Annotated in this window: 18 protein-coding genes; 8 read left to right on the top strand and 10 right to left on the bottom strand. The window is 44.0% G+C overall.

What is annotated here, in order from left to right; genetic code table 11:
- The first annotated feature begins 7 nt into the window (after positions 1-7).
- Entirely contained in the window at positions 8-1,420 is a 1,413-nt protein-coding gene (locus GNIT_RS16160; protein ID WP_014110377.1) for a bifunctional enoyl-CoA hydratase/phosphate acetyltransferase, read from the top strand.
- Positions 1,417-2,604, top strand: a complete 1,188-nt coding sequence (locus tag GNIT_RS16165) for an acetate/propionate family kinase (protein WP_014110378.1) — start codon at positions 1,417-1,419, stop codon at positions 2,602-2,604. The genes GNIT_RS16160 and GNIT_RS16165 overlap by 4 nt, the downstream gene beginning before the upstream one ends.
- A 44-nt stretch (positions 2,605-2,648) precedes the next feature.
- Here the strand turns inward: GNIT_RS16165 and GNIT_RS16170 are convergent, their stop codons facing one another.
- A complete protein-coding gene (locus tag GNIT_RS16170; RefSeq protein ID WP_014110379.1) occupies positions 2,649-3,173 on the bottom strand; it encodes a GNAT family N-acetyltransferase in 525 nt (174 codons plus the stop codon).
- A 175-nt stretch (positions 3,174-3,348) separates the two neighbouring features.
- The gene (locus tag GNIT_RS16175) at positions 3,349-4,959 is read right to left on the bottom strand and encodes a PAS domain-containing sensor histidine kinase (RefSeq protein ID WP_014110380.1); all 1,611 of its coding nucleotides are present in this window, start codon (positions 4,957-4,959) and stop codon (positions 3,349-3,351) included.
- 435 nt (positions 4,960-5,394) lie between these two features.
- On the opposite strand from GNIT_RS16175, the gene GNIT_RS16180 reads away from it, so the two are divergent.
- The 4 genes from GNIT_RS16180 to GNIT_RS16195 all read left to right on the top strand — a co-directional run bounded on the left by GNIT_RS16180 (position 5,395) and on the right by GNIT_RS16195 (position 13,159).
- Positions 5,395-9,696, top strand: a complete 4,302-nt coding sequence (locus GNIT_RS16180; RefSeq protein ID WP_014110381.1) for a DEAD/DEAH box helicase — start codon at positions 5,395-5,397, stop codon at positions 9,694-9,696.
- Between the two features lie 52 nt (positions 9,697-9,748).
- Positions 9,749-10,828 (top strand): NADH:flavin oxidoreductase, encoded by a 1,080-nt coding sequence (locus tag GNIT_RS16185; RefSeq protein ID WP_014110382.1) that lies wholly within the window; start codon positions 9,749-9,751, stop codon positions 10,826-10,828.
- A gap of 158 nt (positions 10,829-10,986) precedes the next feature.
- Positions 10,987-11,895 (top strand): cation diffusion facilitator family transporter, encoded by a 909-nt coding sequence (locus GNIT_RS16190; protein ID WP_014110383.1) that lies wholly within the window; start codon positions 10,987-10,989, stop codon positions 11,893-11,895.
- Between the two features lie 52 nt (positions 11,896-11,947).
- Entirely contained in the window at positions 11,948-13,159 is a 1,212-nt protein-coding gene (locus tag GNIT_RS16195; protein WP_014110384.1) for a M24 family metallopeptidase, read from the top strand.
- Between the two features lie 70 nt (positions 13,160-13,229).
- On the opposite strand, the gene GNIT_RS16200 is transcribed toward GNIT_RS16195, so the two are convergent.
- From GNIT_RS16200 to GNIT_RS16210, 3 genes are all read right to left on the bottom strand, one after another.
- Entirely contained in the window at positions 13,230-15,788 is a 2,559-nt protein-coding gene (locus tag GNIT_RS16200; protein WP_014110385.1) for an excinuclease ABC subunit UvrA, read from the bottom strand.
- Positions 15,789-15,883: 95 nt separating this feature from the next.
- On the bottom strand, positions 15,884-16,237 hold the full coding sequence (locus tag GNIT_RS16205; protein WP_014110386.1) for a cupredoxin domain-containing protein: 354 nt from the start codon (positions 16,235-16,237) through the stop codon (positions 15,884-15,886).
- Between the two features lie 12 nt (positions 16,238-16,249).
- Entirely contained in the window at positions 16,250-18,604 is a 2,355-nt protein-coding gene (locus tag GNIT_RS16210; RefSeq protein WP_014110387.1) for a heavy metal translocating P-type ATPase, read from the bottom strand.
- Between the two features lie 276 nt (positions 18,605-18,880).
- Between GNIT_RS16210 and GNIT_RS16215 the strand changes: the two genes are divergently transcribed.
- Positions 18,881-19,423 (top strand): manganese efflux pump MntP, encoded by a 543-nt coding sequence (locus GNIT_RS16215; protein WP_014110388.1) that lies wholly within the window; start codon positions 18,881-18,883, stop codon positions 19,421-19,423.
- A 134-nt stretch (positions 19,424-19,557) separates the two neighbouring features.
- Here GNIT_RS16215 and GNIT_RS16220 read toward each other — a convergent pair whose 3' ends face one another.
- Positions 19,558-20,523 carry a DUF4350 domain-containing protein gene (locus tag GNIT_RS16220; RefSeq protein WP_014110389.1) on the bottom strand — a complete coding sequence of 322 codons (966 nt, stop codon included), beginning with the start codon at positions 20,521-20,523 and terminating at the stop codon, positions 19,558-19,560.
- Between the two features lie 286 nt (positions 20,524-20,809).
- On the opposite strand from GNIT_RS16220, the gene GNIT_RS16225 reads away from it, so the two are divergent.
- Positions 20,810-21,385: a YceI family protein gene (locus GNIT_RS16225; RefSeq protein WP_014110390.1), complete on the top strand. Its 576-nt coding sequence runs from the start codon at positions 20,810-20,812 to the stop codon at positions 21,383-21,385.
- A gap of 242 nt (positions 21,386-21,627) precedes the next feature.
- Here GNIT_RS16225 and leuD read toward each other — a convergent pair whose 3' ends face one another.
- The 4 genes from leuD to GNIT_RS16245 form a co-directional block, all read right to left on the bottom strand.
- The gene (gene leuD, locus GNIT_RS16230) at positions 21,628-22,212 is read right to left on the bottom strand and encodes a 3-isopropylmalate dehydratase small subunit (RefSeq protein ID WP_014110391.1); all 585 of its coding nucleotides are present in this window, start codon (positions 22,210-22,212) and stop codon (positions 21,628-21,630) included.
- Positions 22,212-23,594: a 3-isopropylmalate dehydratase large subunit gene (gene leuC, locus GNIT_RS16235; RefSeq protein WP_041246481.1), complete on the bottom strand. Its 1,383-nt coding sequence runs from the start codon at positions 23,592-23,594 to the stop codon at positions 22,212-22,214. Before leuC ends, leuD begins: the two co-directional genes overlap by 1 nt.
- Positions 23,595-23,669: 75 nt before the next feature.
- Positions 23,670-24,278, bottom strand: a complete 609-nt coding sequence (gene wrbA / locus GNIT_RS16240) for an NAD(P)H:quinone oxidoreductase (RefSeq protein ID WP_014110393.1) — start codon at positions 24,276-24,278, stop codon at positions 23,670-23,672.
- Positions 24,279-24,291: 13 nt separating this feature from the next.
- Positions 24,292-25,086, bottom strand: coding sequence for a citryl-CoA lyase (locus tag GNIT_RS16245; RefSeq protein ID WP_014110394.1), 795 nt, complete (start codon positions 25,084-25,086; stop codon positions 24,292-24,294).
- Between the last annotated feature and the right edge of the window lie 91 nt (positions 25,087-25,177).

Here is a 25,177-nt window from a genome sequence, read left to right on the forward strand (position 1 = left end):
GACAGACATGGAATATATAGAAAATCTGACTTTTGATGAAATATCAGTAGGCGACAAAGCAGAACTAAGCCGAGAACTAAACACAAGAGACATTGAATTATTCGCCGTAATCTCAGGCGATGAAAACCCCGCTCATAGCATGTGGGGTGGTGCGTTAATATCGTCGGTATTAGGCACGCAGTTGCCTGGCCCAGGTACTGTCTATTTAACGCAATCATTAAACTTTTTCCTGCCGGTTGAGCTTGGCGACGAAGTATTAGTGCGAGTAACAGTAAGAGAAAAAATCGCTAGCAAAAATCAGCTTGTATTCGATTGCGAATGCTTTAATCAAGACGGTGAACTCGTTATCAAAGGCGAGGCCAAAGTCATCGCCCCTACCGTCAAAATTCGCCGTCCACGAGCAGCAATACCCGAAGTACATTTACATGAGCATGCTGCGCACTATCAACAATTAATTGAAAAAACTAAAAACATCGATCCTATTAGGGTAGCCGTCGTTCACCCTTGTGACGAAGTGTCCTTGCTTGGTGCCATAGAAGCAAAAGATAAAGGCATAATTGAGCCAATATTAATAGGTCCAAAAGCAAAAATTATAGCTACCGCTGAAAAAGCTTCGTGTAACTTGGATGGCATCAAAATAATAAACGTCCCTCACAGTCATGCGGCGGCTGCAGCAGCAGTTGAAGAAGTTCGCGCGAACCACGTAGATGCCATCATGAAAGGGAAATTGCATACTGACGAGCTGATGAGCCCTATTGTAGATGCAAAGAACGGCTTGCGTACTGAGCGAAGAATGAGCCACATATTCGCCTTAGATGTGCCCACTTATCACAAAGCACTATTTATTACCGATGCGGCCATTAATATTGCGCCCGATTTGACAACAAAACGCGATATCGTTCAAAACGCAATTGAATTACTTCACACCTTGGGTAACTCGTCACCTAAAGTCGCCATTTTATCGGCGGTAGAAACGATTAATGCCAAAATGCTTTCCACTATAGATGCTGCAGCCTTATGTAAAATGGCAGAACGAATGCAAATTACTGGTGGTATTCTTGATGGCCCATTAGCTTTTGATAATGCCATTTCAAAAGCTTCTGCGGCAAGCAAAGAACTTGTATCTGAAGTAGCGGGCGATGCAGATATACTGCTTGCCCCCGACCTTGAGGCCGCGAATATGTTAGCAAAACAGCTCATATATTTAGCCGGTGCAGAATCAGCAGGTATTGTTTTAGGAGCAACGGTTCCTATCATATTAACCAGCCGCTCCGACGGCATATTGTCAAGGCTCGCTTCTTGTGTATTAGCGCAACTTTATGTTCACCATCGGTCCATCGAAAAACACGCTATTCAACTGCCTATTGATAAATATGGCGGAAATGAACCTCCTACCTATACCAAGCAGATACTGTTATGACCGATGCAATACTGGTCCTAAACGCGGGTTCTTCAAGTATTAAATTTGCTATCTACGCTCACACAAATGTTAGATCACCGGCATTAATGAGCGGTAAAGTTATTAACCTTAGCCATACCCCTCAGTTTTTAGCCAATGGAGTCGATGGCAGACCATTGCCTCAAAAAAATATGATGACGTTTGACGAAACGACAACTCATGAAAATATTGTATCGTGGCTACTTGGCTGGGTTGAGCATGAAAATCAGGGATACACTATCAGGTGTGTTGGGCATCGCGTTGTGCACGGAGGGCGTGACTATGCGAAGCCGATCCTGCTGACCACCAGCATAATTTCACAACTAAAAGCACTCGTTCCATTAGCTCCACTGCATCAGCCACATAGCTTATCTGCCATTGCGGCCGTGTCCAAGTGGGCGCCTAAATTACCCCAAGTAGCTTGTTTTGACACCAGTTATCATTATACGCAAGAGCCGCTTGCTCGATTTTTTGCGCTTCCTCGAGAATGGTATGACAGAGGTATAATCCGATATGGTTTCCACGGCCTTTCATACCAATATATTGCCAATAGCTTACCGTGTTACTTAGGGGAGCTAGCTGAAGGCAGAGTGATTGTTGCTCACCTGGGTAACGGTGCCAGCATGTGTGCTATGAAAAAAAGACAAAGTGTTGCCACCAGTATGGGATTTACTGCACTCGATGGCTTGATGATGGGCCAACGTTGCGGAAGCCTCGATCCGGGTGTTGTTGTCCACCTTGTGCGCCACTATAAGATGAGTATTGAAGAAATAGAACACATGCTTTACAACGATTCAGGACTACTCGGTGTTTCGGGCATTAGCAACAATATGCAGGTATTGCAAAACAGCAGTCATCCACACGCAAAGCAGGCTATTGAATTATTTTGCTATAAAGCCGTTCAAGAGTTATCGTCGTTGGTGAGTACCATAAATGGTATTGACGCTATCGTTTTCACAGCGGGTATCGGTGAAAATTCAGCGCAAATACGGCAACAAATTTGTGACCGTCTAACCTGGCTAGGCGTCAGCCTTGACACTGGCGCAAATACAACTCACCAACATGTTATTAGTCACCCAGATTCGCTTGTGAAAGTACTTATCATTCCAACCAATGAAGAACTTATTATCGCACAGGAAACCCAATCGTTGATAACAACGCAGTAAGTATAAATAACCGGGCCCCCGAGTAGTTACAAAAAAATCAGTGACTATAGGTGCAATGTATAAGTAGTCAAAGCGCTATCCTCCGGATGTATTTTTGCCGTCATTCCAAAATGCTTAGCCAACTTGTGCATTCTGTAATTGGTGCTTAAGTCGGTCGAAAAAAGTTTTTTAACGTTGTTACTTTTAGCATGTTTTACTAACGCATTTAACAACACAGTCGCAATTTCTTCATATGGATATTCATCTGCAACGGTGATTGCCATTTCACATTCACCCGGCTTGTCGCTGGCAGCGTAGCGACAAACACCCACCTCTTTTTCGCCATCCGGACTATCTACTGTAGCAATATATGCCATGGTATTTATATAATCGATGTTACACAACACAGTTACCATGGACGGTGATAAATCTTTTATTCCTTCAAAAAAGCGCTCATATTTTGTTTGTAGCGAGAGGTTGTGAACAAAAGAGGCTTCGATTTCCTTATCCTCAGGCGTAATCGGGCGAATGGTAACCTCAAGCTCACCAATATTAACATGTTGGTGATCGCTTACGAGTTGCTCAGTCATGCTATTTCTCCTTATACCTCGGTGCATAGTTGTCGTTATATTGAATATTCTCTTATGATTTTTCCATCATAGGAGCGCCAGTTTTGAACAGCAATTAGGGATAGCCACATTTCACTGGGGCAGGTAGCAAATAATGGTGCATCAAACTTTGTTAGGAAAGTGAACAGTGGGTCATCTAATCCACTACGGGCAATATAAAAAAGAACACCGTTCCCGCGGGACTATTACTTGAATAGTGAATACGACCACCGTGCTCCTGAAGAATACTTTTTGAAATAGACAACCCAATACCCATTCCGTTTTCTTTAGTTGAAGAAAATGCGGTGAATAGCTTATCTGTCATTTTATTAGAAAGGCCGCAGCCACTGTCAATAACGGCGATTTTAACTGCTGTTTGGCGATTTGGGCGGTGAGGTGTTTGTGATATAAGATCGGCTCTTAGCTCTATAGTACTTCCGTTCTTCAATTTGGAAACTTCCATCGCTTCCATACCATTACGCAATAAATTAAGCATCACTTGCTGCATTTGAACAATATCAACGAACACGTGAGTACCGCTTTTACAGCGGCTAGTTTTAATACTGATGTTTCGTATTTTAGCATCGGATTCTGCCAATTTAACGACATCGTCAATCAATACATTACAATCAACCAGTTCTTTTTGCCTATCACCTTGCTTAGTCATAACTTGCATGCGCTCAAGCACTGCACCTGCTCGCCGAGCATGCTGACTTACCTTTTCAAATATTTCAGGGAGCCGTTCAAACTTGCCGCTATTACATAAACTTTTACCCGATTGAGAGAATAAGGATATCGCGGTCAAAGGCTGACTTACTTCATGCGCAATACCGGCCGCCATCTCCCCCAAAGAATTGAGCCTTTCAACATGCGCCATTTGTTCGATGTGCTTTCGTGCTTGCTCTGCTGCAGCTCTTTGTAGAGTAATGTCTCTAATTAATCCAACAAACATCGTCTTTTCATGGGATTGAATTTCACTAATTGATAAGTGAATGGCAAACACGCTTCCATCTTTGCGCTTCGCTTGAAGCTCTCGCCCAACACCAATGATATTCGCTTGGTGATTGCGTAAATAGTTGGATAAATATTGGTCATGATGATCTGCGTAGGAGCTTGGCATAAGTGATTTAATGTTTTTGTTTTTAACCTCATCAAAGGTATATCCAAACATTGCTTGCGCAGCATTATTGAAGCTTTTGATCAAACCGGTGTGATCAATAGTGACAACGCCCTCTGAAACTGAGCTGACAATTGCATCAGAGAATGCGTGAATACTTAAAACTTCTTTTTCCACCAGTTTAACTGTCGTAATGTCGGTAATGAATCCTTCTACAATCAATTTATTGTGCAACATAGAGAAAACAGCTTCACCTCTTTCCCAAACAAGCCGAACATCTTTGTTTTTCGTAATGATGCGATATTCAAGTTCAAAAATCGTCTTATTGCTTAGCGCTCGTTCAACGACCTCACATACATGTGCGTAGTCATCAGGGTGAATTAACTTTCCCCATAACACGTCACTCGACTCAAACGCGTCTTGAGACCAGCCAGTGAGGTCCTCACAGCCTTCGCTCACTAAAATTATCGGCCAGTCTGGCAGGTTATGAGCTTGATAAGCCATGCCCGGTAGATTATTGAGTAAGTGTCTTACATTATTCCGGTCATCTAGTATTAGTCTTGCTTTATTCCGTGCAACTACCGTCAGGTATATTGCTAAACTCACGGAAATGACTAACAGCGCAACCAACGCGCTCAAAATAATCAGCATTCGATAATAAGCTCCATGTCAGTTGCACCTTTACATAACAACTTGCAAATAATGTTGAAAACTTCAGTTTGAAATTAACGTTATTTATACGCCACCCTGCTTCTGCTAATCTAACAATAGACTGCATAATGAAGCTATGCAATATCACTGCAGGTTTAACGCTTCTAACTTAATTTTTTTCGTTACAAAGCTTGCCATAATTCCACCGGAGTCAATGCCGGACGAATAGGCACAAAAACCAAGAGGTCAAAAACCAAGGGGCCATAGCACATGAAACTTATCTGTTTCATGTACTCTGGCCCCTTGGTTTTTGGTTTGCTCTGAGCCCTTGGCTTGCTTAGTTTACGGGTGGAGTATAGGAATGATTGTTTACACACAATATTTTTGTTAGTTTCAGGGCAACAACATCTTTCCGACTTTAAGAATCGCACTACAATGAATCTTGCTGCCTTAATTCAGCCACAAACCCAACAAAAAATTGAATCTTTATACAAAGTTTTCTCTGGGTTGAGTGAATCTGAACAATTCCTACTACTGGTTTTAGCTGTGATCTACAAACCGATTGGCATTATAAAACTCGACCAAATAGTCGATTTATTAGACAGTAGAGGCTTCGTCCTAAATACAAAAAAAGAACGGCGTTTAAGCGCAGAGCAAAAAGACCATTTGATTAAGCATTCTCTCTTAATATCGACGAGAGATGGCTTACAGGTCAATCGACTATTAGCTAACAAATTAACGTCTGAAATTAACCAACTACAAACCTCATTTGCCTGCACAGCACAAGAAAAACTCATTGAAATCATCATGACTGCGGAAGAGGTTGTGCCGGTAATTAATAGCCATATATGGCAGAAAAAAGCGGTCGATAAACGCAGGGTTATTCGAGACCTTTTTTATATGGGCCTAATAGAACAATTTGAAAGTGAATTGGCGTTCAATAAAAACTCTCAAATTATTGATCATGTTAAAAATGGCATTTTGGTAGAAATTTTATTTTTACCCTTTAATTTGGGGACTTTTTTACAACTTCCAGCGATGATGCAATATCAAGCGTTCGCTACACTCATTCGAACCTTTCAAATACAGGGAGAAGCTTGCGACTACCCTATCCAATTGCTAGAGCAAGTTTGCGCAGCACACAGCGATAAAACAAGCCCATCATTCAATTCGCACTGCCATCATTTACTCGCAGAACAATATTTATATCAAATGCGCTTTGACGATTTTGAACGCCTACAAGATCCTGAGGATAACAGCAGCTATGGATTGCAGTTACAAGGCGCATATTCCTTTTTAACCGGCGATAACCAGCAAGCCATCGTCTATTTTGAAAAAGCCTTGATAGCAAAAAACAAAATCACTAAACGTAAGAAGCAGTATTTGAATGAGGTTCTCGGATATTTCTATAAACTAGCGCTCATGGTTGAAGCTAATCAGCATGATGTTAGTTACTTTTCAAAAGCCATACAGCAGGTTGAATTTGAAGAGAGTGATCGCAAAGTGAACAGCGATTTTTATAGTGTTGGCCGCAGTGTTTTGAAACCTATTCAGAGCTTATCCACTGGCGAAAAATACAGCGTTAACGTTAAGTATAGCTGTGCCGATGCCGAGATTGACTTTCTTGGACACCAACTCGGTTACTTCAATTATTTACTGGCGCAAGTTTGGTGTAACCAAAGCAAAGACCCCGCGTTAGCCCAATTGGCGTTAAAGTACCAGGCTAATTTTGAGCAACTTGCCTATCCCTTATTCGCCCAATTGTGCGAACAGTTAGCGGCGAGTTTTAGTAATAAAGAACCACGTATTGAACCAAAGTTGCTGGATATTACCGCCCTTGTGAAAACAAAATCTCAGTGGGATTTAGCCCTCGACAAGTTAATTGCACTTAATCCAAACGCTGAAACCGCGTTAGCGCCAGCCCCTGAGGCAGAAGCCAAACCCATTCGCTTAATTTGGGAGCTAGTGCAGGATTATGGAAACAGCTTGGTAGCACGAGAGCAAAAGTTGAATAAAGCAGGTTGGACTAAAGGCCGAATAATATCGCTGAAGCGGCTGAAGGAAGAAACCGAGCTGTTTGATTACCTAAGCGAAAGCGATAAGAAAATTTGCGCTACTATTACCGCACAACAAAGTTGGGGATACTACTCAAAAGTTGAATATTCGCTGCAGGGATTGCCAGCCTTAAATGCGGCAGTTGGGATTGAAAATTTATATAAAGCTGACATTCTTGAGCACCCTATTGAGCTAATAAAGCGTGAACCTGAATTGCTAGTTAGTCAGCAAGGCGATCAACTGTGTTTGAGCATTGCCGATTTATCGGACGATATCGACGATGAATTCGAAGAACAATTTGATGATCATAGAGCGCACAGCACATACAAGCTAAAACCCATTTCTGATGATCAGTATCAACTCACCGTGTTTTCACCTGATCATATTAAGGTGGCTAAAATTATTGGAGAAGGTGGTCTACTCATTCCCATTAGTGCAAAACAAAAAGCGCTAGAGGGTATCTCCGCCATTGCGCCTTTTTTAAATATTCAATCTGATATTGCTGAGCTCGATACTGGCCTAGAAACACATGAATGTGATCGTAATTTGGTCGTGAATATCCAGCCGACGCAAAGCGGCCTAGCATTTACCTGCGTGGTGATGCCGTTTGGTGAAAATGGTCCTATGTATAAACCCGGCACTGGTAACGCCAGCTTAAGCACCGACATTAAGGGCAAACGAATTGCCACTCAGCGCGACTTATTGCGTGAAGAAACACTGCTGGACCAACTCGACCAAGCTTGCCCCGCTTTTTTGGATATGCCCGACAACGTATTGTTGTTAGACGACTTACAAACGGCCCTTGCAGCTCTTGAGCAGCTAGAAGCGGCCATTGCCCAGACAGACTTTGACTTACTTTTGCGCTGGCCCAAAGGCAAAAAGATTAGCCTAACGAAAAAGTTAGACAGCGAGCACCTGCAGCTCGCGGTTGGTAAAAAAAGTGAGTGGTTTGATATTACCGGCAATCTGCAAGTTAATAACGAACAAGTGATTGAATTGCGTAAATTACTGGAACTTGTTAGAACCAGCAACGGTCGTTTTATTGAGCTGGGCGCTGACCAAATACTTGCGCTATCTGACGATTTACGCCACAAACTCGAGCAAATTAACCAACTTACCGATGACGGTAAGTTTCACCCGCTTGCTAGCTTGCAAATGGAGGAAGCAACAACCGGTATGCGCATGAAAACTATCCATGCGTGGGACGAGCAAACTCAAAAAATGCATCAAGCAAATACCATTGAGCCAAAAATTCCGTCCACCTTTCAAGCGCAGTTACGGGAATACCAAATAGCAGGTTTCGACTGGGCATCACGTTTAGCGCATTGGGGCGCAGGTGCCTGTTTAGCAGACGACATGGGTTTGGGCAAAACCTTGCAAGCCCTCGCTGTTCTATTGACTAGAGCGAGCCAAGGTCCAAGTTTGGTCATTGCCCCAACATCAGTTTGCTTCAACTGGCAGCAAGAGGCATTAAAGTTTGCGCCTACACTGAACATAAAGCTATTTGCTGATGCGCCTAGCACCTTGCAACGCATCGAGCTATTAAACGATTTAAAGCCCTTCGACTGCGTGATTATCAGTTACGGCCTATTGCAGCGGGAAACTGACATACTCAAAGAAGTGCGCTGGCACAGCATTGTTGCCGACGAAGCCCAAGCGCTAAAAAACCCATTAACCAAGCGCACTAAAGCCGCGATTGCATTGAAGGGTGACTTCAAAATGATCACCACCGGCACGCCTATTGAAAATGATTTGACTGAACTTTGGAGCTTATTCCGTTTCATTAATCCCGGCTTGCTTGGCAACTTGAAGCGCTTCGGTCAACGATTCTCAACGCCCATTGAAAACGCTAAAGAAGATAAGCTAGCGGCACGAAAAGCGAGCCAAGGGCTAAAAGCCTTAATCCAACCTTTTATTTTGCGCCGAATGAAAAACCAAGTGTTAACTGAATTGCCGTCACGCACAGACATTACTATTCAAGTAGAAATGAGCCAGAAAGAGCGTGACTTTTATGAGGCCCTACGACTAAATGCCATAGACAATATTAGCCAAGCAGGCCAACAGGTGAATGCGGGTGAGCAGCGCATACGAATGCTTGCCGAGTTAGTGAAACTGCGCCAAGCCTGCTGCCACCCTAAACTCGTTATGGCAGAAACCGACATTTCAAGCGCTAAACTAGCTGCTCTCAACGAATTACTAGACGAGTTAACACTGAACAATCACAAAGCTCTCATTTTTAGTCAGTTTGTGGGACACTTAAAGATAATAAAACAGCACTTAGAAGCCAAAGGGTTTAGCTACCAGTATTTAGATGGTTCGACGCCACAAAAAGAGCGACAAAAACGCGTTAATGCATTTCAGGCCGGCGAAGGCGATATATTTTTAATCAGCTTAAAAGCCGGTGGTTCAGGTTTAAACCTGACTGCTGCAGACTATGTAATACATATGGATCCTTGGTGGAATCCTGCCGTAGAAGAACAAGCCTCTGATCGCGCCCATCGCATGGGACAAAAACGCCCAGTGACCATTTATCGATTAATTACCCAAAATACGATAGAGGAAAAGATTGTCGCCTTACACCAACATAAACGTGATTTGGCGGATAAGCTACTGTCAGGTAACGAGGCAGCCACGAAGCTTTCGGTAGACGACATGCTGAATCTTCTGAAAGACACGCTGTAAGTATCAAATTCGTCAATTTACGTATTAACATTAAACAAAAGAAAATAACTCTATGCAAAAAATGAATTCCCCTGTGACATTTAAAAATGGTATGAGTATGCCTAATCGATTTATGCTTGCTCCATTAACCAATACCCAAAGCCATGCTGACGGCAAACTCTCTGATGAAGAGTTTCATTGGTTAACCATGCGAGCAGAAGGTGGCTTTGGCTTAACCATGACCTGCGCTTCACACGTCCAGTTTGTTGGCAAAGGCTTTCCTGGCCAATTGGGTATTTATGATGATGCACATACTGAAGGTCACACACGTTTAGCGAGCGCGATTAAAGCGAACAATAGTTTAGCTATTTTACAATTGCATCATGCTGGTTTGCGTTCTCCAGAAGATCAAATTGGACAACAGCCTGTTTCTGCATCGGATGTTGAAAAACAAAATGCACGCGGCTTGTCTCTGCAGGAAGTTCAGCAACTGCGCGATGATTTCATTGCAGCTGCGGTGCGTTCACAAAAAAGTGGCTACAATGGCGTGGAAGTGCATGGCGCTCACGGCTATATCTTGACCCAGTTTCTAAGCGCCGAGATCAATAAACGCGATGACCAATACGGTGGCAGTTTAGAAAACCGTTCACGCTTGCTTTTTGAAATCGTCGATGGCATCCGAAGCACTTGCGGCCCCGACTTTTTATTAGGTGTGCGCTTGTCTCCAGAACGATTTGGTATGCAGCTAGACGAAGTAAAAACCGTTTGCGAACAGTTAATTAATGAGCACGATATCGACTTTTTAGATATTTCACTTTGGGACGTTTTTAAACAACCCGAAGATAAGGCTTTCCAAGACAAAAGCTTGCTGCAGCACTTTACCGACATAGACTACAAAAATGTAAAACTGACAGTGGCTGGAAAAATAACGACAGGCGCTGAAGTGCAGGCAGTTTTAGACACCGGCGTTGATTTTGTCACCATTGGTCGCTCTGCTATTTTACATCACGACTTCCCCAAGCTAGTCATTGCTAACCCTGACTTTACGCCTGCAGAACTTCCAGTATCCGAAGCGCATTTAGTGAAAGAAGGCCTAAGTGAGAAGTTTCTGACCTATATGAAAAGTTGGGACGGTTTTGTAAAAGTAGAATAACCGAACTAAGTATCCTTCGGATAAACGTTAGTAAGCGTTTGCTGAGGCGAGATCGAAAGAACTTGTTTTTGCGAGCGCCTTAGCCTTGTTAGAAAGGCCTTATCTGTTAATCTTGAATGATAAATTCAACTCTATATCAGCCGCACAGAGAATCAAGTATGCACAGTCACAATCACCACCACCATCATCACGGAAGCGGCGAAAGTGCCTCTAAACGGATCGGCTGGGCATTTTTTCTCAACGTCATTTTCACAATCATCGAATTTATTGGTGGATGGCTAACTAACAGCACCGCCATTATGGCTGATGCCGTGCATGATTTAGGGGACAGTTTGTCCATAGGCACGGCTTGGGTACTTAATAAACTCAGCGATAAAGAGGCAAACAACACTTTTTCCTATGGCTTTAAACGCTTTTCCTTATTGGGTGCGTTAATTAATGGCATCGTCCTCACAATTGGCTCCGTTTGGATCTTACTTGAAGCTATACCAAGGCTAACAGCGCCAGAAATGCCGCAGGCTGAAGGGATGTTGCTACTGTCCATTTTTGGCATTGCAGTAAACGGCTTTGCAGCCTATAAATTAAGTGATGGCGACTCACTAAATGAGCGTGTTCTCAACTGGCATTTAATTGAAGATGTGCTCGGATGGGTAGCTGTTCTAATTGTTTCAATCGTCCTAATGTTTAAACCGTGGCCTATATTGGATCCTATCTTATCTATTGGTTTTACGCTGTTTATCCTATTTAATGTTGGGCGCAATTTGAAAGAAACTATCCTACTGTTTTTGCAGGCCACGCCTGACGAGAAGCAGGTTGAAGAAGTGAGAAACGTGCTTGTAACAAAACCCGAAGTGAGCGACCTACATCACTTTCACATTTGGTCACTTGATGGCGAAAACAGCGTCATGACCGCACACCTCGTATTAAACGCAGAGGTGAGCGTAGCGCAAATAAAAAACCTCAAACTTCAGCTTCAAGAAGAACTAGCTACATTTGAATTTGCTCACACCACTATCGAATTAGAGTTTGCTGATGAGCAGTGCCGAGATAACGATAAGCACAACTAAAAAGCGGATCTAGCTGACGCAATCTCATTAAAAATCACTCAAAGGAGAAAAAATGACAACTATTGGTATCGGCACACAAACACCAGAGCAGGCGCTTGGAACACTCAGCGATATGACAACTGCGCTTAAACCAATTAAAACTGAAGAGCACCTAGCGCGTATTGCTAAAGCCCAAGCATATATGCACGCAAACAATATCGACGCGATTTATCTTAACGCCGGCAGCAACCTCACCTATTTCACAGGCATGAAATGGTATGCAAGTGAGCGTATGGTTGGCGCGATATTACCCGCCACGGGTGATGTGCAATATATCGCACCTTATTTTGAGATTGGCACATTAAACGGCTTTAAAGTGATTGAAGGACCAATCCACGGTTGGCAGGAACACGAAAGCCCTTACGCCTTATTTGTCACAATATTAAATCAATTAGCGATTAGCGACACGGCAACTATCGGCATTGACGAAAGCGCGCAGTTTTTTATATTCGACGGGATAAATAAAGCGCAAACCGGCTTGAAACTTGTCAACGCGAAGGAAGTGACCGCTCACTGCAGAATGCATAAATCCGATAACGAAATTGCATTAATGCAGGGCGCAATGAACATGACACTGGCAGTGCATCAAGCAACGGCAAGCATGCTTTACGAGGGTATCAGCACCACTGAAGTAGAAGCGTTTATAAAGCAGGCACACCAAAAAGTGGGTGCGCCAGGTAACTATTTTTGTATCGTTTTATTTGGCGTTGCCACCTCTTTTCCACACGGCGTTAAAGATGCACAAGTGCTAAAGAAGGGCGATATGGTGTTAATAGATACCGGCTGTAGAGTGCACGATTATCTATCCGATATTACCCGCACATACGTTTTTGGTGAACCCACAACTCGGCAACGGCAGTTTTGGGATATGGAAAAAGCGGCACAAATCGCCGCCTTCGATGCAGCCCAAATTGGTGTGCCTTGCGAAGCTGTCGATGGCGCCGCTCGTGACTATTTAGCCTCACAAGGTTTAGGCCCTGAATATCAAACACCGGGCTGCCCGCATCGCACAGGCCACGGAATCGGTTTGGATATTCATGAATGGCCATACTTAGTGGGCGGGAATAAAACACCGCTAGCCACAGGCATGTGCTTTAGTAACGAACCGATGCTGGTGATACCTGACGAATTTGGGATCCGCTTAGAAGATCATTTTTACATGACCGACAGCGGCCCTCGTTGGTTCACGGAGCCAAGTAACAGCATCGATAATCCGTTTGGATGATAACAGCGCGCCAAGCGTAACAACTCCGTTTATTTGCCAAGTTTGAGGCGCTTAGTCGTTTCTCATACAATTAAGGCAGCATGAACGGAGCCGTTCGACTGCTCTTCGACCTTGCAACGTGCGCAGGTGACCCCTGCGCGACAACTAATCCACCTTCATCGCCAGCGCCGGGACCGATGTCAATAACCCAATCGCTGTTGCTAGCAACCTGCATATCATGCTCGACCATGATGACGGTATTACCTGCGTCAACCAGCCCATTCAATTGCAGCATTAACATCGAGACATCGGCTGGGTGCAAGCCAGTCGTTGGCTCATCGAGCACATAAAGCGTATCACCGCGCTGTGACCTCTGTAATTCTGTTGCAAGTTTGATGCGCTGAGCCTCACCGCCTGATAACTCTGTGGCAGGCTGGCCGAGTCTCAAATAGCCGAGACCAACCTGAAGCAAGGCATCCAATGCACGCGCCACTAAAGGTTCACTTTCAAAGAATGCGCGCGCAGACTCTACGGTTAAATCTAACACTTCGGCGATATTCTTGTCGCGATAGCTTATCTCCAGCGTCTTGTCGTTGTAACGCTGCCCTTGGCACACGGAACATGGTGAATAAACGCTTGGCAGAAACAGTAGCTCGACACTAACAAATCCAACCCCGTCACAATTCGAACAGCGCCCCTTTGCTACGTTAAACGAGAAGCGCCCAGCATCATAGCGTCGCGCTTTTGATTCACGCGTTGAAGCAAACAGCTTACGCACGTGATCAAACAAGCCGGTATATGTGGCAAGATTAGAGCGCGGAGTGCGGCCAATTGGCTTCTGATCAACACTAACTAAGCGCTTCACATGCTCCATTCCCGCAACAATTTGTCCGCGAGTTGAAGTGTCTAACTCCCGCTCGAGTAAGTCCGCCTCACCATTAGGCTCATCGACCGTCTTTTTTTGGCCAAGCGCATCGTAAACCAGTTCAACCAGTGCCTGACTCACAAGACTAGATTTGCCAGAACCCGATACGCCGGTAACCGTCGACATCACACCGAGTGGAAAATCAACGTTCAGCCCCTGAAGATTATTGCGTTCTACTCCCGCTAACTTCAACCAAGCTGCAGGCGCTCGCTGTGCCTTTTTGGCGCTAGCCGTGGCTGCGAAAATGTGGCTCCTAGTATGCGATTCGGTAACGTCACGCAAGCCCTCTATCGGACCATTGTAGACAACTTCACCACCATGGCTGCCCGCATTAGGGCCAATGTCTACTATCCAGTCTGCGTGTTGAATAACGCTTACGTCATGTTCAACCACAAATAATGAATTGCCAGCGCGTATCAGTTCATCTAATGCGCCTAATAAGGCCTGAGTGTCGGCGGGGTGCAAACCTGCAGACGGTTCGTCTAGTACATAAACAACGCCAAACAGCTTTGAGCGAATTTGAGTTGCTAGGCGCAGACGCTGCAGTTCACCGCCAGATAAGGTGGGAGTGCCTCGCTCTAACGACAGATAACCTAAGCCAAGCGTTGTGAGTGCATCAACACGCGCCAAAATATCACGCGTAATTCGTTGTGCAACGATGTTTTTTTCTTTATGCGAGCTATGCAACCCATCCGCCGTATGAGCTTTACTTTCGGCTTCACGCAGCCGCTCAGCAAGCTCACTAAGCGTTAAGCGCGACAGTTCTCCAATGTCGAGCCCAGCAAACTTCACCTGCAAAGACGCTTGCTTGAGTTTCTTCCCTTCACAGTCTGGACATTCAGATATTTGCATAAATTGAGAAACACGCTTTTTGGTTCTTTGACTTTGAGTAGTAGCGAATGAATTGAGGATGAAGTGCTTTGCGCTCGCAAATGTGCCCATGTAACGCGGCTCTTCGCCATTTTCGATAGCTTCAAGCGTGCGTGCGGAGTCGTATTCGGGGAAAACCGGCACGGTCGGGGTTTCTTCCGTAAACAAGATCCAGTCTCGCGTTTTCTTCGGTAACAGTTTCCACGGCACATCAATGTCGTGCCCCAGTGAAACCAGTATACGGCTAAGGTTTTTACCCTGCCACGCGGGCGGCCAAGCAGCAATAGCGCCCTCACGAATTGTTTTTGTCGCATCAGGCACAAGCATCTTTTCGGTCACTTCAAAAACTCGCCCTATTCCATGGCATTTAGGACAAGCACCGTCTGGTGTATTCGGAGAAAAGGAATCGGCGTAAAGTATTCCTTGTCCTTGCGGATACTCTCCGGCGCGGGAGTAAAGCATGCGCAGCCCATTTGAAATTGTGGTGACACTGCCTACAGATGAACGAACCGAAGGCGCGCCTCTTTGTTGCTGCATTGCGACCGCTGGCGGCAAGCCTTCGATCGAATCAACGTCAGGTTCTTCTACTTGATCAATGAGTCGGCGCGCAAAAGGAGAGACTGAATCAAGATAGCGCCGCTGTGATTCGGCAAATAATGTTCCAAAAGCGAGTGACGATTTTCCAGAGCCGGAAATGCCGGTGAAAACGACGAGTGCGTTGCGAGGTAAATCTATGTCGATATTCTTTAAGTTGTGTACGCGCGCTCCGCGCACTTGAATGCAGTTTTCAGCATCGCAGAGGACGCTATTAGTTTTCTTTTCGACGATGGTTGGTTCTCCCGTAACAGTAGACATAAAAATTAATAATAACCTATCCAGCCCACATACGTAATGAGTGAGCTCATTCAAAATGCAAGCTTGGTCGTTCTCACCGGCATAGGCTGTCTTAATTACTCGATGATTAACTCACCTACGTACATTTTCATTTGACAGTGAAACGCATAGTGACCAGACGGTGAAGCGGGTATTGTCACACTCTCTTGCTTGTTCAGCGGCAGCGTTGCATTAATCTCTAAATCAGGAATGAGTAGAGTTTCCGCGCAAGATGACAGGTCGCGCCTTGTAAACATAAGCACAGTCTCTTTATTTGCAGGTATTTTGATTTTGGACGGCTGGTATACGCCATCTTTGACAATCACCTCAACACGGCCTTCTTGCAGCGCAACACTTGACGATTTATAAAGCCAAAACCACCAAACAATAATGGCGATAAGGGCCACGCCGATTAAATTTATCCATAACATAACTCAATACTCCTAATGTTCTTTTGCTTTAAAAAAACGCAGGCGATTGGCGTTTGTCACCACGGTGAGTGAGGAAAATGCCATTGCAGCACCCGCAATCACTGGGCTCAATAACAAGCCAAAAAACGGATAAAGCACGCCAGCCGCAATGGGCACGCCAGCCACGTTATAGATAAATGCGCCAAACAAGTTTTGCCTAATATTGCTTAGCGTCGCTTTGCTCACAGCGATTGCATCAGCTAATCCATGCAAAGAACCCCGCATGAGGGTGATATCGGCGCTTTCTATCGCTACATCAGTGCCTGTTCCGATAGCAAAGCCAACATTTGCTTGAGCTAAAGCCGGCGCGTCATTGATACCGTCACCGGTCATGCCTACTATTTCCCCATCACTTTGCAACTCAACGACTTTCTTTGCTTTGTCCTCAGGCAAGACTTCAGCAACGTATTCACTGATACCGACTTTTTCTGCTATCGCCTTTGCTGTGAGTCTATTGTCACCTGTCAACATCACAACTCGGATACCGCTGTTCTGTAAGCGTTTAATCGCTTCGATAGAGTCACTTTTAATTGGGTCAGCAACCGCAATTACCGCCGCTAACTCATTGTTGACCGCGAAGTACATAGGCGTTTTTGCTTCTTCAGCGAATGCTTGTGCTTTGTCGATGAACGCTTCTATGTTGATGCCGCGCTTAGCCATTAGCTTTTCGTTACCAAACAACAGCACGCTGTCATCTAACTTAGCTTCAACACCTTGCCCTGCAATCGACGCAAACCCAGTGACCTTTTTAGGCTCGATCCCCTGCTCCTTGGCACTCTCCACTATCGCCATTGCCAGTGGATGCTCAGAGCCTGCTTCTATGCTCGCGGCGAACATCAATACTTCTTCTCGCGTTAGCTTATTTGCAACAAGTACATCGGTGACTTTTGGCGCACCTTCAGTGATCGTGCCGGTTTTGTCTAAAATCATCGTTGTTATTGTTGATGCGCTTTGCAATGCTTCGCCGTTTCTTATTAATACACCAGCTTCAGCCGCTTTACCTACACCCACCATGACCGACATTGGCGTAGCCAAACCAAGTGCACAGGGGCAGGCAATGATCAACACAGTCGTGGCCGATACAATGGCAAAAGCAATACTTGGAGTGGGTCCAAAATTTAACCAAGCGAGTGCACTCAACACCGCAATGATCATAATAACCGGCACAAAATAGGCAGAAATCACGTCTGCCATTCGACCAATAGGGGGCTTAGAGTTTTGAGCTCGCTTCACCATATTGATGATTTGCGCTAATGCGGTATCTTTGCCTACTCGCGTTGCTTTGAACACTATCGAGCCAGATTTGTTAATAGTACCAGCAACGACTTTATCACCTTGCGTTTTCTCGACAGGCATAGGTTCGCCCGTTAGCATCGACTCATCTATCGCTGTGTGCCCTTCAGTCACCACACCATCGACGGATATTTTTTCACCCGGGCGCACTCTCACCAAATCATCAAGCAGGACATTTTCAATGGGAATATCAATGTCTTTATTGTCTCGAATTACCCTAGCGGTTTTAGACTGCAAACCAATCAGTCTTTTAATCGCTTCAGAGGTTTTGCCACGGGCTTTCACTTCCAAGGCTAAACCAAGGTTAATTAAACCGATAATCATCGCAGTCGCCTCAAAATAAATGTGCCTTGCCATGAGAGGGAGTAAGTCAGGCACCGCGACTACCACCATGGAATATATCCAAGCGGTGCCTGTACCTAATGCAATTAAGGTATCCATGTTGGCAGAATGATTTTTAAAAGAGTGCCACGCGCCAATGTAAAAATGCTTACCCGAAAATATCATGACGCCCAGCGTCAATAGCCCTACGGAGAACCATACCAACCTTTCTGTGCTTGTCGTCACGGTCATTTCACCAATTGCCAGCCCATAAATCATGAGTGGGACACCAATCAGCAAAGCAATAGACATATCGCGTATTAACTTTTTATAGTATTTCGCATCAGCCTTGTCTTTTTCATCAACCGCCTCTTCTTCTGATTCGCTTGTGTCAATTTTTGCGTTATACCCGGCTATTTCAACCGCTGAAATCAGAGAGGCATCCGCCACGTTGCCGACAACTACCACGGTTCGCTGTGCAAAATTCATTTCTGCGCTCTGGACGCCTTCAACGGAGTTAAGTGCTTTTTCAATTTTACTTACGCAACTGGCACAGCTTGCGCCGTCCACGATGAGATGGTGTTCTGATTGTCGATCGTTACTTGCTAGATTATTCGTGATTTTGTCGTCTGATGCATCTGGCTGTGTAGTATTTTTTGGCTTGCAACACGCATGCTTAGCTTCGACGGTGTTACTTTTGCTGACGTTATTCATAAAACTCTCCTTATCGAAGGTTGCATATATGACAATGTATTGCGCGTCCTTTTCGTGCACTTCTTTTTATAGAACTGTATAAAGTTACTTTTTGCGTGTTAATATACACCACGTGCAGTATCATTTTCTTTTTACCATCATAAACCTTGCAGCCGCTCAAAGGTCAAGCACTTATTTCTGCAGTTAAAATGACATTAAATAAACGATCATGTGCATACAATATACGGCCTCTTTACTAGCCTGAACGTACCCAAGTTGAACCAATAAGTAGTCCCCATGATTGAAATAATATTCCTCGCAATAGCCTTGAGCATGGATGCATTTGCAGTGTCCTTAACAATCGGCGTTAGCAATCCAAAGCAAATTCAAAAAATGGCGCTTTTAGCGGGTTTATACTTCGGCATTGCCCAAGGCTTAATGCCCTTGTTTGGCTATCTGGGAGGCGTTGCAATATTCGGATGGCTTGGTGAGTATACGCAATGGATAGCGTTTATCTTACTGCTTATTATTGGTATCAAAATGGTATACGAAGCGCTTACATCTCCACCCGAAAAAGGCGTAACATCGAAAAAATACTCACACCATGCATTATTGATGCTTGCAATTGCGACTAGCATCGACGCACTCGCTGCAGGTTTCACTTTAACCTTGATGAGTATAAACGGCATTTATGCCTGCATTATCATTGCTATTATCACATTTTTATTCAGCTACTCAGGTGTCCTTATGGGTCGGAGCTCATCCGTTTGGTTGGGTAATAAAGCTGAAATTTTTGGTGGTGTGGTGCTGATATTTTTAGGTTTTAAAGTGTTAATTTAAGTAACCTGACATGGCGCTAACTACAACATTCTATGCTAAGTCTCGCACCAATTTTGCAAACTTGAAAAAGAGGCGAGTGTGATATCTTCTTTTCTGCAACCATTCTTAGACTCGAATATTTCGCTAGCGCTCATCTAAATCTTCTTGCTCAGCCAATGCATAACATTAAGTAAGAACTGCTCATTCTGCTGGGCACCTTCCGATACCAATCCATGTTTTTCTCCAGTAGGAATATAGATTTGTGAGGTAAACATCATGGCCTCGGAGAACACTGCAACTCGACCGTCACCAACTTCTAATACAGCACCCTGAGACCAGCCCTCCATTGATACCCTTGGAGTTTCGGAATTAATCTGAAAAGGTATCTCGGGTAAAAGTGAAGTAGAACCTTTGCCTAAAATCAATAGTGCTTTGGCGTCGTTTGGTGCTTGAAAAGCTGAACCGCCAAATGTCCGTACCTGTCTTATTGATTTTGTCACGGGTTCAATAAGGCCATTAAAGGTATCTGCTCCATTATTATACTGCTGACTGGACTTCATCCCTTTTGTTATTGAGTGTTGAGCAAGGCTTTCATCATCAATACGAAAGATCGCTTTATCTACGTGACCATTGCTAAACTCAAAGCCAAAAGCAAGGGATAAGGACTCTGCAGCTTTTGGGAAGGGTATGTGGTCTGCAATTAGGAATAGAGAGCCTCCTTCAGATACCCACTGTTTAATCACTTGAACTTCTTTAGCATCAAACGCGTCGCGAAATGGCGGTGTCCAGTCTTGTCTGCCTGCGTCAAGAGCATTGGCGATAACCAAAATATCAGCCTGTTCCAAACCGGCTAATGTAAAAGCTTTTGTGCTACTTTTAACCGTGTAGCCGTCGCTGGCCAGAACTTTTGCAAATGCACTAAATCGACCATTCGCAGTATGAAAGTTATTGTGAGCCTCATCAATAAATACGACTGGACTGTTAAGTTTAGAAAAGCTTCTTGTCGTATTTTGAGGCTGGAAATCCGGGTCGGCCTGCTGAGGCAATCTATGGTTATCCGAGCAAGCAAAAGTGAGCACTACTGTAGAGCTAAGCAATAATATTCGTAAAAGTGGTTTCATATAATTTCCGTATAATTGCTTAGGAAGGTCGCTTTATGAGAATTGCTATACAGAGCTCATACGTCGACGATTAACAATATGCATCAGGCTAAATTCGTTTGCAAACAGCACCACTAAAATTCGAGTTACCTCTGTCGGTTTCACATTAGCGGACCAGTTTTATCTGCTAAGCGCGCAAACACTTCGAAAAATTAGAACGTTTTGCTCGCTAAATGTACATTGTAGTGAAAATTTTTGATGGTATTCTTGTTGCTCAACAAAACCCTAAACAATAGGAAACTTAACTATGATCGGCAAATTAAAATCGCTTCTACTCGTTTCTACCGCAATGCTTAGTGTCAATACTATGGCAAATACTACTTATACCATTGACCCGACGCACACTTCCGTTATTGCTACTTGGAATCATTTCGGTTTTTCTAATCCAACGGCCGCGTTTTCTGATGTATCGGGTTCTATTACTTATGACGCAGACAAGCCTTCCGCATCAACTATCTCCGTATCAATCCCTGTAAAAACAGTCGATACTTTTGTTCCTAAACTAACTGATGAGTTTATGGCTGAAGCGTACTTTGATGTCAGCACTTATCCAACAGCAACTTTTGAGAGCACTAAAGTTACCTCAACTGGTGAAAATACCTATGATGTTGCAGGTAGGCTAACCATAAAGGGAACCACGAAGCTCGTAGTGTTTAAAGCAACGTTGAACGGTAAAGGCCCGCATCCGATGACTCAAAAAGCAGCAATTGGCTTTGACGCAAGTACAACAATCAAACGTTCTGACTTTGGGATAGACCAGTATGTACCAAATGTTAGCGATGAAGTAACGTTGACCATCACTACTGAAGCGCAAGCAAACTAATCATTAACGAAACGGTTGATAAAAGCTCTTCGTAAGGTGTGTAAGTGTAGTAGGTACACTTAATAACATCAGAACAAGTCGAAATCTAATATCAACAGCTAGTGTGACTCCCTTAGCCCCAAAGTATAACTATGCTTTTGGGGCTTTTTTAGTTGATATTCCGAAGCCAACTAGTGCGCATAAAAGCCGAGTGTGGTTTTAAATGAAAGCCAAAGAAAATAATCAAAAGGATTCGTGGATGATTAATTTAAGTTACGTTTAGCTTCATAAGTAAGTATTTGATTCATGTATCTCTGGGTATCTGAAATTTCGTCAAGGCCATTAATCAATCTTTCTTTCAGGTATTTTGGTATATCGAAGTCATGTTTACCAAGTAAATCAGCACTGATGGTTTGCTCAACTAAGTCAATCGTTAGATCCTCACAACCACCTTGGTAATACTCTCGGTACTTTGTAAGAAACGCGGCGTTTACCTTAATCAGGAGGAGATTATTTTTTATCGCGTTATTAAAAAAAATATCGGCAAAACTTTCGGCTATTACGCAGTCTACGCCAAAGTCTTTGATGGCCCAAACAGCATGTTCACGAGATGAGCCACAGCCAAAGTTAGCTCCTGAAACGATCACTTTAGCTTTGTCATACGGCGCTTTATCAAAAATTGAATCACTCTCCTGCTCGCCACTTTGAGAGTATCGCCTGTTATAAAATAAGCCTCTCTTTAAACCCTTTTGGGTAATCGATTTCATGAACTGCTTAGGTAATATATCGTCAGTATTGATATCAGATTCTAATAAAGAAATAGCCGATCCTTTAATTGTAGTAAACATTACAGAACCTCCATTGGATGAGCAATTCGTCCCTTTATTGCTGTGGCTGCAGCGACAGCCGGCGATACAAGATGAGTACGGCCTCCTCTTCCTTGTCGACCTTCAAAATTTCTGTTTGATGTAGACGCGCAACGCTCTTCAGGTAACAGTTTATCCTCGTTCATAGCAAGGCACATTGAACAGCCAGGTTCTCTCCAATCACATCCCGCTTTCACAAAAATGTCTTTTAAACCCTCTTCCTCTGCAAGTCTTGCGACTGCACCGGAGCCGGGAACAACCATCATTGATAAACCTACTTTGATCCGTTTCCCTTTCAAAATTGATGCGGCTAGGCGCAAGTCCTCAATTCTTGAATTTGTACAAGAACCGAGAAAAACCTTATGGATTGTCATAGATAAAAGCTCCTCACCAGAATACATACCCATATATTCTAGAACTCGCTTATATTTCAGCTCTTCAGCTTTTGTCGAATCACTAGCCAGTGCCGGGATTCGATCATGAATTCCGCATACTTGATCTGGACTTGTTCCCCAAGTCACTCTTGGCTCTAAACCATCAATGTCTATCACTACCAATTTATCATAAACGGCATCTGGGTCAGACTTTAAGATGGGGTATTTAGCATTAGCGTTTGCTGTTTTGTTTAAGTAATCTATGGTTGTCTGATCTACAGCTACCATGCCAGACCTAGCGCCAGCTTCGATTGCCATATTACAAAGAGTCATCCTGCCTTCCATTGATAACGCCGTAATATAGTCGCCGCAGTATTCAATAACGTAACCCACTCCGCCACTTGCACCAATGGTTGCGATCACATGTAGCGCAACATCCTTTGCGGACGTCCATGTTGACGGTTCACCGGTTAACGTTATTTTCAAAGATTTAGGCTTTTTTATTCTTAATGTTTGGGTTGCTAATACATGCTCTACTTCCGTTGTACCAATACCAAAACCCAATGCACCAAATGCGCCATGGGTACTAGTATGGCTGTCACCACAAACAATTGTCATACCAGGCAACGTTAAGCCGCGCTCAGGCGCAACAATGTGTACGATGCCATTTTCCTTGTCACCCATAGAATAGCCGGGAATATTAAATTCTTTGCGGTTACTTTCGAGTGTGGTTATCTGAATACGAGAATCATCGTCAGAGATATTTTGGATACCCAACGACTGGTTGACTGTTGGCACGTTGTGATCGACAACGGCGAAGGTATTTTGTGGTCTGAATACGGTGCGATTTTTATCGCGCAGTCCTGAAAAAGCTTGAGGAGATGTAACCTCATGAATCAAATGCGTATCGATATAAAGCAGCGTTTCATCGTTAGGAAGTTCACACACTGCATGCAAACCCCAAATTTTATCAAGCAAGGTTTTCATAATATAAAATACACATAAAAAGTAGCGCTAAAATACATCTTATTTTTTAGCGCTACTGTTAGTTGAAGGGGACTAAAATTACTGTCCGCGTTTTATTGCGCGAGTTACCGAAGCAACATGGCGCCCCTGACTTTTAGCTATTTCTAATTCGTTTTCAGAAGGCATTCGGCTACCGTCGCCACCGGCGATCGTAGACGCACCATAAGGCGTTCCACCGGAAACCTCATCAATATTAACGAGTCTTTTCTCTGTGTAAGGAGTACCAACAATCGTCATTCCTAAGTGCATGAGATTCACAATAGTTGAGATCAGTGTAGTTTCCTGACCACCGTGCTGGCTGGCGGTAGAAGTAAATACGCTTCCCACTTTGCCGACCAATGCATCTTGGAACCAAAGACCACCAGTTTGATCAAGGAAATTTGCCATTTGTGCAGCCATACGACCATAACGAGTAGGCGTACCAATAATAATTGCATCATATTCAGGGAGTTCTTCAACGGTTGCAATCGGTGCACTTTGGTCAAGCTTTGCTCCAGCTTGCTTAGCCACTTCGTCCGACATAAGTTCAGGAACTCGCTTAATAACAACTTCGCTATTTTCAACAGAAGTAACACCCTCGGCAATTGCGTTCGCCAATGCTTCGATATGCCCATATGTTGAGTAGTATAAAATAAGAGTTTTGGTCATAATATTATTCCTATTATTTGTGTTTTGGTTCTACACCGTTGTAGCTGATACTTTCTGCAGCTTTGCCGGAAAGAATAAAGCCGATTGGATTTTCTGTTTCTTCTTGTAAGTGCCCTACTAAACTTGCTGTTCTCGCTAATAAAGATATTCCTTTCAGCGCGCCAAGTGGGAATCCTACATCAAGCATTACCGCAGGAATCGCTCCGTTTACATTCACCGGTAGCTGTCTATTCATTATCTCTGGTACATATTTTTCAATTGCCTTCGATGCTGCAATATATTTCCCGTCAACTTGATGTTCGTAAGCCAATTTGAGTATTCTGTTCGCTCTAGGGTCGCCGGTAGAGTGAAGCGGATGACCGAATCCTGGTACTTTTTCCCTAGCAGCTTTCAATTTGTTGAGAGACGCCTTTGCAGATTCATCAATCGAACCGTACTGTTCTTCATTTGCTACTATCTCGTGTAAAAACTGGCCGGCGATTTCCGCGCTACCTAACACGACTGAACCACAGCCGTTCAAACCGGCAGCAACTGCTCCTTGAAAAGCTTCGGGCGCTGCGGCAAGAGTCATTCTCGCTGCGACAACACTTGGTACAAGACCATGCTCCGCTATCGCGGTTAATACTACATTAGCAAAGAATTTTTGCTTTTCATTTGGCACATCACCACAAACCAGAAGCCAAAAATATGAAGTGAAGTCCATTTTGCCCATGATATCTTCGACCAGATCATGTCCCCTGACCGTAATATTTTCGGCAGTTGAGGTGCAAATGGCAGAGTGAGCCTTGTCTTGCTTACCTATTCTCATATGAAATAACTCCTGTATCGTTGTAAGCGAAATGTGAATCACGTGGTATTGTTCTTTTAACTGCACCACCTGAATATTCGATATTCGAACT

This window comes from Glaciecola nitratireducens FR1064 (assembly GCF_000226565.1).
GTDB lineage: Bacteria > Pseudomonadota > Gammaproteobacteria > Enterobacterales > Alteromonadaceae > Glaciecola > Glaciecola nitratireducens.